This is a genomic window from Nocardia sienata NBRC 100364 (genome assembly GCF_001613205.1).
Taxonomy (GTDB): domain Bacteria; phylum Actinomycetota; class Actinomycetes; order Mycobacteriales; family Mycobacteriaceae; genus Nocardia; species Nocardia sienata.
Genome location: NZ_BDBX01000024.1, coordinates 49,871 through 62,755, shown reverse-complemented (window position 1 = coordinate 62,755; position 12,885 = coordinate 49,871). Strand labels below are relative to the sequence as shown.

The window sequence follows — 12,885 nt, the reverse complement described above, 5'->3', positions numbered from 1 at the left end:
GGGCACAGCCGCTACGAACTACAGGCCGGCCGCGGTGACCATATGGGCGGCTTCCATGAGCATCCATCCCGACAGCTGTACCGATAGGTCCCGTTCGGGTACCCGGGAGGAACTGACCGCCCCGTTGGAGGTGAGCCCTCCGGCACCGCGGCTACCGCTGGGCAGCTGAGTCGATACGGACCAGTCGTGGCCGAAAAGCGGTTCGCCCTCCACATCGAGCCGGTTCTCCCAGGCCGCGGCCGCCGACTCCTTCACGATGCGCGCGGCCGTGCGCCGGTCGGCGACTTGTTCGTGCTCGTTCCCGGGCAGCATCAGCGCGACCTGCGCGAGATAGCGGATGAGAATACCGTTGAACAGGCCGCCGTCCCCACCGGTACCGCCGCGCACCACGCCCTCGACGGTCAGGTGGTCCTCCACGGCGTCCAAGAGGCGGTGCACCCGGTCGAGATGCGCATAATCGCCGGTGTGTACCGCGAGCTCGGTTTCCAGGCCGAGCACGACACCCTGGCAGTAGGTGTAGACCGGGCGTTCCAGCTCACGGGCGGGGAGGTGGATACCGTCGAAGATCAGACCGGTCTCCGGATCGCGCAGCGTCTCGTCGATCCAGCCCGCTATTTCCGCTGCCCGCTCGTAGCGGCCCAGCCGCGCCAGCGCGATACCGGCGGGACCATTGGCCGGAGCATTGTAGAAATCCGCTCCCACCCGCCACGGGATGCCGCCACCCACCGCCGGGTTCCACGCCGTGTACAGCTTCTGTTCCAGCGGGCCGAGCCCGCCGACGGCCTCCTCGTTGTCGCGGATCCGGGCCGCGCGCTCCAGGGCGATGGCCAGCCAGGCCATATCGTCGTAGTAGCGGTTGGTCCACCCGGAAATATTGCGGAGCCGGTGGGACCGGACCAGGGCGGCCACCCGTTTGCGGCGTTCGATTGTCGGCGCCCGGTTGGCGGCGTCGACCGCGCAATCGATCAGATGGGCCTGCCACCAGTAGTGCCAGGTGAAGAAGAAGCGCTCGCGCCGGATCGACGGCCAGCCCACCACGCCGAGCGCGGTCCCCGGCAGCAGCCACACCGGCCGCAGATGGCGGGAGATGATCGCGGCCTCGGCCCGGTCGGCCCGCTCGGACCAGCGTGTCGCGGGGTCGCCCAGCGGCCTGCGCTGTTGCCCGGCGCAGCGCCGGGGAACGTCGAGATCGTCGCTGGGCGGGGTCATGAAACCCATATTGCCAGGCGAATCGACTTTTCCGCCGCTCAATTGTTACCGACTCGACGCGCAACCGTTCGACTCCGCCCGGATTCGGTCCGGACCTCGTGGAATCAGCGCCGAACAACCCGAGGAACGGGTAGGAGCATATCGTCAAGCCCGGTTTACGCCGGGCGTGTCGCGCGGACTTCCCGAATGCTCCGACCTGGCGAGTGAACCGTTCGCCTCCAGAACCTGCGGGCCCCAACATGTTTCGAGTGGACCGGACCGAGCCGGCAGCACCCCGTTCCGCCCGCACTACGATCGTGCCGTGACCAACCCAGCGCTAGGGGCCGAGCCGGGCCCCGCCCGGCTCCGGATATCCGGCGTCGCCACAGCGCCCAGCCCGGACCCGCAGCCGGCAGCGCGACAGGAATCCGACGATCCCGACCCGGACCCCGAGCCCGGACCCGGCCCGACCGAATGGGGCGAGAACCCCAACGGGGTCGGACCGTGGACGGCCGAGCACGACGGGCCACCGCCGGAGGACGATCGGCTCGATCCGGTTCTGCTCGCCGAGGGCGACCGCCGCAATGTCGTCGACGCGTATCGCTACTGGACCCGGGAAGCGATCGTGGCCGATATCGACCGCCGCCGCCACCCGTTCCACATCGCCATCGAGAACTTCGGACACGACGCGAACATCGGCACGGTCGTGCGTACCGCCAACGCTTTCGCCGCCGGGGCGGTGCACATAGTCGGCCGCCGCCGCTGGAACCGGCGCGGCGCCATGGTCACCGACCGCTACCAGCACATCACCCACCACCCGGATATCGAGGCCCTGCTCGAATTCGCCCGGTCCGAGGACCTGAGCGTGGTCGCGGTGGACAATGTCCCGGGTTCGGTACCGCTGGAAACCGTCCGGCTACCGCGACGCTGCCTGCTGCTGTTCGGGCAGGAGGGGCCGGGGATCACCGAAAGCGCGCGGGACGCGGCGGTCCTCACGGTGTCCATCGCCCAGTTCGGCTCCACTCGCAGTATCAACGCGGGAGTCGCGGCGGGGATCGCCATGCATACCTGGATCCGCCAGCACGCGGACCTCACCGCCGCCTGGTGACTGCGGGTGCCGTCCGGGTGTTCGGGCGCTAGTTCGACCCGAGCGCGATGGCGATGAACACGATGTAGGCGATGACCGCGAGCACTCCCAGGATCAGCAGCACCGAGCCGATGATTCCCAGGATGTAACCCACCAGCACATTGCTGCGACCACCGACGGTGCCGCCGGAGGCGTCGATCTCGTTGAGGGTCCGGCGTCCCATCACCCACGCGAACGGGGCGCAGACCTGGCAGAACATCATTCCGACGATGCCGAGGACCAATACGGTGATCGCCTGCGGGTGAGCGGGCGGTGGCGGATAACCGTACGCCGGATAACCGTACGCGGGCGGCGGGTAGCTCATGCGGGGATGATATCGGGTGGCGCCTAGGCGCTACCCGCGGAAATCCGTTCGGGCTCAGCGTTGCCGAGCGGTGTGCGCTCGTGTGCGGCCGGGTCGGCGAGCAGGAACTGGGCGGCGCCGTAGGTCGCCAGGATGACCGCTTCGATCACCCGCCGCGACCGTTCACCACGCGCGAAGAGCCGCCGCAGCACGATGAGCCCGTCCGAGACCGTGAACAGCAGCGCCCCCACCCCGAGCCGGCTGCGCGGATCGGCATTCGGAATATTCAGCCCCGCAACGTTGTCCGCGTCCGCGGCCAGGGCCGGATCGGAGGCGAGTACCGCCGCGGTGCCCAGCGTCGCGCCGTAGGCGCTCAGCGGCGCGGCGAGTGCGGGCGCCTTGGCGCGGAGCAATGCAGCGGCGCCGGCCCAGGCCAGCATCCTCGGTACCGCCACCGCGGGGGACGGCCGCGCGCCGTGACGCCACCACAGCGCGGCATACCCGGTCTGCATCACGGCGAACGAGGACGCTCCGGCGATGAGCCGGCGATCGTCGTCGGGGTCGATGAGCAGTACATCCCCGACGGTCGCGGCCCCCAGCGAACTCAACAGCAGAGTCCGGTCGGCGGGCAGGATATCGGCTCGGCAGGTGGCGATATCGGCCGCGAGCAGCGGCATCATCAGCGGTTTGGCCATCCACTGCCAGCGCTGTCGACCGGTGAGCGCACCCGCCACGGTCACCGCGGTGGCGGCGAGGAATCCGGCCCGTAGCGGGCGCATATCAGAGACTCGACTCGGCGGGCGCCGGCGGCAGGATGACGACCTGACCCGCGTAGCTGAGCCCCGCGCCGAAACCGAGCAGCAGCGCCAGCTGACCGCCCTTGGCCTTACCGGTGGCCAGCATCTCCTCCATGGCCAGCGGGATCGAGGCCGCGGACGTATTGCCGGTGTTCTCGATATCGCCCGCCATCGGGATCTCGTCGGCCAGGCCCAGATTCTTCTTCATCAGCTCGTTGATCCGGGCATTGGCCTGGTGCGGAATGAAGACCTCGATATCGTCCTTGGACACCCCGGCCACATCGAGCGCGGTGGACAGCGCCCGCGGCAGCGTGACGGCGGCCCAGCGGAACACCCGCGGCCCCTCCATACGTAGCGCCATCCGGCCCACCGGTTCGACCTTGGGGTCGGTGCCCTGCAGGTCCTGGGCCCGCTGCATGTAGTCGACGAAATTGACGTCCTGTTTGATCGCTTCGGCGTTCTCGCCGTCGCTGCCCCAGACCGTCGGGGAGATCCCGTTCTCCTCGCTCGGGCCGATCACCACCGCACCGGCACCGTCACCGAAGATGAATGCCGTACCGCGATCGGTCGGGTCGATGCCGATGGTCATGGTCTCGGCCCCGATGAGCAGCACGTACTCGGCCGAACCGGCGCGGATCATATCGCCGGCGACCCCGAGCCCGTACCCGAAGCCACCGCACCCCGATGTCAGGTCGAAGGCGGCGATACCGTTCATACCCAGGTCGCTGGCGACGATCGGGGCGCCGTGCGGGGTGAGCATCGGCCAGCTGGAGGTCGCCAGGATGAGGGCGCCGATCTGCGAGGGGTCCACACCGCTGTTGCGCAGGGCACGCCGGCCCGCGGCCACCGAGATGGAGCGCAGCGACTCGTCGCCGCTGATCCAGCGCCGGTTACGGATACCGCTGCGTTCGAAGATCCATTCATCGGTGGAATCCAGGACCTTGCACACTTCGTCATTGCTGACCACGCGCGTCGGCCGGTACGCACCGATGCCGAGCATTGCTACGTTGTCGTGCCCCTTCTTGCCGGCAATGCTCACCACGACTCCACGACCCTTCACTTGCAGTACTGTCGGATTCTCAGGCTAACCGAGCGGGCCGGACCGGTGCACAGCCGCCGTGATCGGCAGCGGTGTTCAGCCGAGCTCGAGGTCCCCGAGGCTCAGGATGGAGCGGTACTCGAGGCCCTCGTCGGCGATCACCCGGTCGGCGCCGGTCTCCCGGTCCACCACGGTGGCCACCCCCACCACTGTCGCGCCCGCGTCGCGCAGCGCCCGCACCGCGGTCAGCGGGGAATTACCGGTGGTCGTCGTGTCCTCGACCACCAGGACGCGTCTGCCCACCACATCGGGGCCCTCGATCTGCCGCTGCATCCCGTGGGTCTTCGCCGCCTTGCGCACCACGAACGCGTCGATCGGCCGACCCGGGGCGTGCATCACCGCGAGCGCGACCGGGTCGGCCCCCATCGTGAGGCCACCGACGGCGTCGAACTCCCAGTCGGCGACCAGGTCGCGTAGCAGTTTGCCGATCAGCGGACCCGCCCGGTGGTGCAGGGTCGCCCGGCGCAGGTCGACGTAGTAGTCGGCCTCCTTACCCGAGGACAGCGTCACCTTGCCGTGCACGACGGCTAAGTCGCGCACCAGTCCGGCCAAAACGTCCCGGTCGGTCGTTGCCTGGTCGATCATCGGTGTCCTTCCGCCCACGTAGGCGAGTCACGGCAGTAATGTCCCGGCGCCCGCTGCGACGCCCTGCGAAGCAGGATACGGGGACGCTCCGCGCAGAGTTGTCGCAGGTCGCGCGGAGTGCGTATCGGGGAAATCTACTGCGGGACCGGACCCTGGTAGGGGCGGAATCCCGGGTGGAACGGACCGCCCGGCCGGGGTGGGTCCTGGTCGTCACCGGGGGCGGATTCCCGGCGCTCCCGCGGGCCGGAGTCGCGGTCGGCCTCCGAGCGCGCGGGCCGGTTCGCCGGCCGGGCATCGGGCACCACGGCCAGGCTCGGCCGCCGCGGCGGGGCCTCGCCGGTAGCGGAGTCGCGCCGGTCCGGTTCGTCGATATCCTCGGAATCGTCCTGACGGTACCGGACATTGGGAACCGGCCGCCCGTAGCGACCGTCTTCGCGGTCGTCGGCGAAATCGTCGTAGTCTTCGTCCCGGTCGTCGTATTCCGCCGAGCGGATCCGGGGACGCGGGCGCGAGGCCGCGGGTTCGGCATCGTCGGAGCGGGGTTCGGTGACCGGCGGCAGCACGTGCAGCAGGCCCGACAACCGCAGGACGGCGTCGATACCGGTCTCCCAGTCCTTGGCCGTGGTGCCGACCGGAAGCATGCCGAGGGTCCAGTTGCCCTCGCTCCACAGCATCTGCACGGTATCGGCCAGCGATTCGATGAACGCGACCATCCGCTGATCGACCGCGTGCCGCGCGATCTCGGGATTGGTCGCGAAAACGACGCGGTCGCCGATGGCGCCGAGGAGTTCGAGGTCGGCGTCCTTGGGCGGGTTCATCGTCTTCAGCCGCATATCGACATCGATATCCGAACCTATCTGCCGGCGGACCGCGACCAGTGTCGCGGAGTCCTCGAGATCCAGCAGCACGAATTTCTCGCCCTTGCGGATACCGGTCACCACGTCCACCGCGGTCAGATACCCGAGCTTGGCCAGCGCACCGCGCCGCCACGTCGAAGCGAGCGCCGGTTCCACCGACACATAGGTGTATCCCTGGGCTTTCGCCCACACCTGGCGCGCGTGACCGGTCCGCTGTCGCTGGCGCCGGTCGAAGTAGAGCAGCACTATCGCACCCGCGAGGGTGATTGCCGCCAGCCCGAACCACATTGCCGTCATCGTCGCCTAGCCTATCGACCCGCCCGGCGTAATGCCGGGCACCCACACTGCGCGCCGCGGTTTTCTCTCATCGTCCGCCCCCTTCGAGGGCGGTGCTGATGATGACATCGGCCTGAATTGATCCATCCGGACTCTTCTGACCCTGCACGATCACCAGGTCGCCGGTCGGCAGCGCGTCCACGGTGGCCCCGGCCAGCGAGATCACCTGAGTGGACGGGCTGGTGTGCACCGTGACCTCGGCGCCGGTGAGTGTACTGATCGTGAGCGTACCGCCGGAATTGGCACTGATGGTGCCCATGGTGGTGCCACCGGTCTCGGGATCGCCGGTATCGGGCATATCCGGTAGACCGGGCAGACTGGGGAGCACGGGACCGGAATCACCCGGGTCGGCCGGTAGTCCCCGGGCCGTCGGACGAGCGCTGGTCGTGGTGTCGCTCGCCGTGGTGCCGGAGTCACCGCCGAAGAGCATCCCGGCGGCGATACCGGCGAGCCCGATCAACACGATGACCGCGAGCGCGATACCGACCCACACCCCGCTCTTCTTCGGCGGCCGCGGCGGTTCGGGCGGCATCTGCCCCGGCGGTAGCTGGCCCGGCGGCCCGTACCCGCCCCACTGGTTCTGGTAGGGCTCGCCCGGATAGAGCGGCATCTCCCGGGTCGGGTTCGGGCCCGCCCCCCAGCCGCCGTAGGGATCGTCGCCCGGATAGGCCGTGGTCGACTCCCCGTAACCCGCCGGGCCGTAGCCCATGGACAGCTTCTCGGTCGCCGATTCCCCCGCCTGACCCAGGTGCTGGGTCGGATCGTCGTCCGGCCGCCTCGCCCAGGGATCGTTCGGGTTGGTCATGCCAACCAGACTAAGCGCACCTCCGCTTCCGCTCCGGCCCTGCGCGCCGACATGCGGACGATCCGCACCGGCACCGGCCGCTCGACCCGCGGCCGAACCGGTTTCGGGCGAACGCGGTCGGCCGGGACCGATGCCGGTCTGCGGCGCCGACGGTGGGCCGGCGCCGCACGGTCGGTGGAGTTACGGGCCCGTGGTGACCGCGGCGGGGTCGCGATCACGCGGCCCGACGACGAGCCCGTCCCCACCCGGACCGACGCCCACGTCGACCGTATCGCCGTCGGTGACCTTCCCGGCCAGCAGTTCCTTGGCCAGGGTGTCACCGATGGACTGCTGGATCAGGCGCCGCAGCGGGCGGGCGCCGTAGACCGGGTCGTATCCGCGCACCGCCAGCCAGAACCGCGCCGAATCGCTCACCTCCAGGGTCAGCCGCCGCTGCGCCAGCCGCCGCTGCAACTGATCGAGCTGGATATCCACGACATGGGCGAGCTGGTCCTCGTCGAGAGCCTGGAACATGACCACATCGTCTAGCCGGTTCAGGAACTCCGGTTTGAACGCGGCGCGTACCGCGTTCATCACGAATTCCGCGTCGGCTCCGGCGCCCAGGTTGGAGGTCAGGATCAGGATGGTGTTGCGGAAGTCCACCGTCCGGCCCTGGCCGTCGGTGAGCCGGCCCTCGTCGAGTACGGCGAGCAGGATGTCGAAGACATCCGGATGCGCTTTCTCGATCTCGTCGAACAGCACGACCGTGTACGGCCGCCGGCGCACCGCTTCGGTGAGCTGACCGCCCTGGTCGTACCCGACATATCCGGGCGGGGCACCGACCAGGCGGGCGACCGCGTGCTTCTCGCTGTACTCGCTCATATCGATGCGGACCATCGCGCGTTCGTCGTCGAACAGGAAGTCCGCCAGGGCCTTGGCCAGCTCCGTTTTACCGACACCGGTGGGACCGACGAACAGGAATGAGCCGGTCGGCCGGTTGGGGTCGGCGACACCGGCCCGCGCCCGCCGCACCGCGTCCGAGACCGCGCGCACCGCGTCGTGCTGCCCGACCACGCGGCGGCCGAGTTCGGATTCCATCCGCAGCAGCTTCTCGGTCTCCCCCTCGAGCAGTCGGCCCACCGGAATTCCGGTCCACGCCGATATCACCTCGGCGATATCGTCGGGCCCGACCTCTTCCTTGAGCATGACCTCACCGTCGGCCGCCGCACCGGATGTCTTCTCGGCCTCGGCGAGTTCCTTCTCCAGCGTCGGGATCCGGCCGTACCGCAGTTCGGCGGCCTTGCCCAGGTCACCGTCGCGTTCGGCGCGCTCGGATTCGCCACGCAAACTCTCGAGCTGCTCTTTGAGCACGCGGACCTGGTCGATCGCGGTTTTCTCGTTCTGCCAGCGGGTGGTGAGCTGGTTGAGCTTTTCGCGATCGTCGGCGAGTTCGGCGCGCAGCCGCTCCAGCCGCTGCTTGGACGCCTCGTCGGTCTCCTTCGTCAGCGCCACCTCTTCGATCTCGAGCCGCCGCACCGCGCGTTCGACCTCGTCGATCTCCACCGGACGGGAGTCGATCTCCATCCGCAGCCGCGACGCGGCCTCGTCCACCAGGTCGATCGCCTTGTCGGGCAGGAACCGGGAGGTGATGTAGCGATCCGACAGCGCGGCCGCCGACACCAGGGCGGAGTCGGTGATCCGCACACCGTGGTGCACCTCGTAGCGTTCCTTGATTCCGCGCAGGATGCCGACGGTGTCCTCCACGGAGGGTTCGCCGACGATCACCTGCTGGAAGCGACGCTCGAGCGCGGCGTCCTTCTCGATGTGCTGCCGGTACTCGTCGAGTGTGGTCGCGCCGACGAGCCGCAGTTCGCCACGGGCCAGCATCGGCTTGATCATGTTGCCGGCGTCCATCGCCGATTCGCCGGTCGCGCCGGCGCCGACGATGGTGTGCAGTTCGTCGATGAAGGTGATGATCTGGCCGGCACTGGATTTGATCTCCTCGAGGACGGCCTTGAGCCGTTCCTCGAACTCGCCGCGGTACTTCGCGCCCGCGACCATCGCACCCAGATCGAGCGAGATGACGGTCTTACCGCGCAGCGATTCCGGGACGTCGCCGGCCACGATGCGCTGAGCCAACCCCTCCACGATCGCGGTTTTACCGACACCCGGCTCGCCGATGAGCACAGGATTGTTCTTGGTGCGGCGGGACAGCACCTGCACAACCCGGCGGATCTCGGTATCGCGGCCGATGACGGGGTCCAGTTTGCCGGCGCGCGCGGCGGCGGTGAGATCGGTGGAGTACTTTTCCAGCGCCTGGTAGCTGCCTTCCGGATCCGGGCTGCTCACACGGGTGTTACCGCGCACGGTGGTGAACGCCTCGCGCAGTGCCGTGGCGGTGGCGCCGTACTTGTCCAGCAGCATGGTGACATCGGAGTCACCGGAGGCCAGGCCGACCATCACATGTTCGGTCGAGACGTACTCGTCGCCGAGTTCGGTGGCCAGATGCTGGGCGGCGGTGATCGCGGCCAGCGCTTCGCGGCCCAGTTGCGGAGCCGTGGTGGCGCCGGTGGCACGCGGGAGCCGGTCGACGATGTCCTGGGCCTCGCGCCGCACTGTGGCGGGGTCGGTGCCCACCGCTTTCAGCAGGGGCGCGGCGATGCCGTCGGTCTGGTCCAGCAGTGCCACCAGCAGATGAGCCGGCCGGATCTCCGGGTTACCGGCGGTCGAGGCCGCCTGCAGCGCGGCGGTCAGCGCGGCCTGGGTCTTGGTGGTGGGATTGAACGAGTCCACGAAGCACCTTCCTGCTAGTCGATATCTCATCCGGCATCCGCACCGGTCCCGGTGCCTCGTGCCGTCCTGCCCGATTCAACGTCCGAAAGATTGAGTCTGTTCCGCTCAACTTCAGTTTTTTCCACGACTGACGCCGGCCGCCGGGTTGCCAGAAAAGTGCTGGGTCACGGCTCATAACGACGCGTCGTTACCCGCGAACAAGATCAGCCAAACCCGGTAACCGTATTTCACACCCACCATCATCTCTTTTTTCGGGGATACTGGTCGGGTGAAGGACCGCCGGTAACGGTTACGTCCCTCCGGGTCGGAATCCAGGGAAAGGAAGCTCCACGCCGTGGATGCGCGTTCGGCAGCGCTGGTCCGCGCCAATTTCCAGTCGGTGATCGATGCGCCGAGTGGTCCCGAGCGGTTGGTCAGCGCGTTTTACGGTCACCTGTTCGCGGAGAACCCGCGGCTGCGGGAACTGTTCCCGCCCGCCATGGATATGCAGGCGAAGAGAATCGTCACCGCGGTCCAGTACATGCTCGATCACCTCGAGGATTGGGATCGCGCCCAGAAGTTCCTCGAACAGCTGGCCCGCGATCACCGCAAGTACGGCGTCGAGGCCGCGCACTACGACCAGGCCGGCCCCGCGCTCTACGCCGCCTTCCAGACCTACAACGGCCCGTACTGGACCAGAGAGCTCGCCGAGGGCTGGCGCGATGTCTGCCTGCTCATCTCCGCCGCCATGGCCATCGGGGCCAACTCCGATGATTCGCCGCCTTACTGGGAGGCCACTGTGGTCGGCCACCGGCACGTCCTCGACGACCTCGCCATCGTCCGGTTGCAGTCCGACGACCCGATCCCCTACCTGGCCGGGCAGTACGTTCCGGTCTCGGTCCCACAGCGGCCACGTATGTGGCGCTACCTCTCACCCGCCATCCCCTCGAACCCCTACGGCGAGATCGAATTCCACGTCCGCAAGGTCCGCGGCGGGTGGGTGAGCCCCTCCATCGTCAACGAGACCAAGGTCGGCGACCGCTGGCTCATCGGCGGACCGCTCGGCGGCCTGCAGGTCGATCAGGACAGCGGCCGCGATGTGCTGATGATCGGATCGGGCACCGGTGTCGCGCCGCTGCGCGCCCAGCTGATCGAGATGGGCCGGCGCGGTATCAACCCCCGCGTGCACTTCTTCATCGGCGGGGTCTACCCCTGCGACCTGTACGACGTGGACAACATGTGGCAGCTCTCGCAGAGCAATCCATGGCTCACCGTCGTCCCGGTCTGCGAGCACAAGACCAACCCGTGGTGGTACCCGCATCCCACCGAGGACGCGCCCTACGGAATGCATCGGCGGCTGGTCGGCAACCTCGGCGCCGTGGTGGCCAGTTTCGGTGCATGGGAGGATCGGCAGATCCAGATCGCCGGTTCGGCGAAGATGATCGCCGACACCCGGCGCGCGCTGCTCGCGGTCGGCACCCCGGAGGAGATCATCAGTACCGATCCGGTCTGATCGGTATCGGCACATCGAGCACCCGGCGGTATCCCGTCCGGCCCGGCCTGTCAGCGGAGTGAGGTATGACGAACGACCCCAGCGCGTCCCCCGCCCATTCGTCCCAGCGGTCGTACTGGCTGGCCGATGTCGTCGAACACCACCGGTTGCGCCACGATATGGCGGTCGTCCGCTTGATCGGTGAATACGTACCGTTCCACGCGGGGCAGTCGGTGCAGGTCGAGGTCCCGCAGTTCCCGGGCATGCGCCGCCGGTTCTCCCCGGCGCTGCCGCCGTCGCTGGACGGCAAGCTGGAATTCCATGTGAAGACCGTGGCGGGCGGCTGGTGCAGCGGTGGCATCGTCGCCGACACCGCGGTCGGGGACCGGTGGAAATTGTCCGCCCCCGAGGGGCTGTTCACCGTCGACCCCGACGGCGACGAGGTGGTGATGATCGCCGGTGGCACTGGTCTGGCCCCGCTGCGCGCCCAGATCCTGGAACTGGCCCGGCAGCAGGACCCGCCCACCACCTATCTGTTCTTCGGCGGTTCCACCCCGCGCGACCTGTACGCCGCCGATATGCTCGTCCTGCTCGCCGCCGATCTGCCCTGGCTCACGGTGGTGCCGGTGGTGGAACGGCTCGAGGATCCGTCCTGGCCCGACAAGTGGTACGAAAGTCACCGGGTCGATATCGGTTTCGACGAGGACGACCTGCTACAGGGCACCCTCGCAGAGGTCGTCGGATCTTACGGGTCGTTCGATCGGCACCAGGTCCTGGTGTGCGGTTCTCCTGCGATGACCCGCTCCACCGTGGAACGCCTCCTCGACTCCGGCACCCCAGCCGAGCGAATCCAGTTCGAGGGCGCCTGAACCACGTCGCCGGTGCGATGCGGTTGCCGAGGGCGCGGCCTTGCACGGCCCAGGCGCGCTTACTGGTCGAAGAGCCAGCGACCGGCTTCGCCGGCTCCGGGCCGGTGCGGGGGGCTCGCATTCGGCGGCGGCAGGACTCGCAGATGCCGGAAGGCCTTATCCTGCCGGGCTTTCGGCGATCTCGGCGATTCGCACAATCGTGACCGCAGATCTCGGCTGTTCGAACCACGAACCCGGAGGCGATGATCGGCGCACTCGTGCGGGAGCCGGCCCGCCGTGCTGTTCGAGGAAGTGAGGGAAGGCCAGCGAGCGTAGACCTCTCGGGCGTCCACTATTACGTCAGCTCGGTCCACTACGCGCAGGTACTCGCCGTCCAGATGGTCCAGATGTGGCACGAAGACCGCCTCCGCGCTTTCGATCTCGATCCACTCGAGCACGCGGTCTATCCGGCGGTCGGAGGCGGCGGATAACACGAGGATCGCGCGGAGCTCGTAGCCGAGTCGTGCGGCCAGGCGACGCATGCGGCATTCGTCCCAGTGCTGCCAGGCTCCCGACAAGTCGGTGCGCAAGTAGGCGATGGCGGGCGCTTTCTCCATGACCTTCTCCCTGAGGAAGACTAACTAGTCCTAAACCATCCCAAACAAGACTGATGATAGGACTAGTTAGTCCACTTTGA

12 protein-coding genes are annotated in these 12,885 nt (G+C 68.3%); 3 read left to right on the top strand and 9 right to left on the bottom strand.

The window, feature by feature from the left end; all coding sequences use genetic code 11:
- Positions 1–18: 18 nt before the first annotated feature.
- Positions 19–1,209 carry a glycoside hydrolase family 76 protein gene (locus NS4_RS14745; protein WP_084487322.1) on the bottom strand — a complete coding sequence of 397 codons (1,191 nt, stop codon included), beginning with the start codon at positions 1,207–1,209 and terminating at the stop codon, positions 19–21.
- Between the two features lie 301 nt (positions 1,210–1,510).
- On the opposite strand from NS4_RS14745, the gene NS4_RS14740 reads away from it, so the two are divergent.
- Positions 1,511–2,296 (top strand): TrmH family RNA methyltransferase, encoded by a 786-nt coding sequence (locus tag NS4_RS14740; RefSeq protein WP_245665415.1) that lies wholly within the window; start codon positions 1,511–1,513, stop codon positions 2,294–2,296.
- A gap of 28 nt (positions 2,297–2,324) precedes the next feature.
- On the opposite strand, the gene NS4_RS33995 is transcribed toward NS4_RS14740, so the two are convergent.
- The 7 genes from NS4_RS33995 to clpB all read right to left on the bottom strand — a co-directional run bounded on the left by NS4_RS33995 (position 2,325) and on the right by clpB (position 9,869).
- Entirely contained in the window at positions 2,325–2,639 is a 315-nt protein-coding gene (locus NS4_RS33995) for a hypothetical protein (RefSeq protein WP_063060104.1), read from the bottom strand.
- Positions 2,640–2,662: 23 nt separating this feature from the next.
- Entirely contained in the window at positions 2,663–3,397 is a 735-nt protein-coding gene (locus NS4_RS14730; protein WP_063060103.1) for a lysoplasmalogenase, read from the bottom strand.
- Between the two features lies 1 nt (position 3,398).
- Positions 3,399–4,457, bottom strand: coding sequence for a beta-ketoacyl-ACP synthase 3 (locus NS4_RS14725; RefSeq protein ID WP_063060102.1), 1,059 nt, complete (start codon positions 4,455–4,457; stop codon positions 3,399–3,401).
- 93 nt (positions 4,458–4,550) lie between these two features.
- Complete coding sequence (gene pyrE / locus NS4_RS14720) at positions 4,551–5,099, bottom strand: orotate phosphoribosyltransferase (protein WP_063060101.1); 549 nt, start codon at positions 5,097–5,099, stop codon at positions 4,551–4,553.
- 134 nt (positions 5,100–5,233) lie between these two features.
- Positions 5,234–6,244, bottom strand: coding sequence for a TtfA family protein (locus tag NS4_RS14715; protein WP_063060100.1), 1,011 nt, complete (start codon positions 6,242–6,244; stop codon positions 5,234–5,236).
- A 76-nt stretch (positions 6,245–6,320) separates the two neighbouring features.
- Positions 6,321–7,097 (bottom strand): DUF5666 domain-containing protein, encoded by a 777-nt coding sequence (locus NS4_RS14710; protein WP_063060099.1) that lies wholly within the window; start codon positions 7,095–7,097, stop codon positions 6,321–6,323.
- Between the two features lie 180 nt (positions 7,098–7,277).
- Positions 7,278–9,869, bottom strand: coding sequence for an ATP-dependent chaperone ClpB (gene clpB / locus NS4_RS14705; protein WP_063060098.1), 2,592 nt, complete (start codon positions 9,867–9,869; stop codon positions 7,278–7,280).
- A 334-nt stretch (positions 9,870–10,203) separates the two neighbouring features.
- Between clpB and NS4_RS14700 the strand changes: the two genes are divergently transcribed.
- The gene (locus NS4_RS14700; protein ID WP_063060097.1) at positions 10,204–11,361 is read left to right on the top strand and encodes a globin domain-containing protein; all 1,158 of its coding nucleotides are present in this window, start codon (positions 10,204–10,206) and stop codon (positions 11,359–11,361) included.
- A 65-nt stretch (positions 11,362–11,426) separates the two neighbouring features.
- The gene (locus NS4_RS14695; protein ID WP_063060096.1) at positions 11,427–12,209 is read left to right on the top strand and encodes an FAD-binding oxidoreductase; all 783 of its coding nucleotides are present in this window, start codon (positions 11,427–11,429) and stop codon (positions 12,207–12,209) included.
- 59 nt (positions 12,210–12,268) lie between these two features.
- Here NS4_RS14695 and NS4_RS14690 read toward each other — a convergent pair whose 3' ends face one another.
- On the bottom strand, positions 12,269–12,805 hold the full coding sequence (locus tag NS4_RS14690) for a hypothetical protein (RefSeq protein ID WP_063060095.1): 537 nt from the start codon (positions 12,803–12,805) through the stop codon (positions 12,269–12,271).
- Between the last annotated feature and the right edge of the window lie 80 nt (positions 12,806–12,885).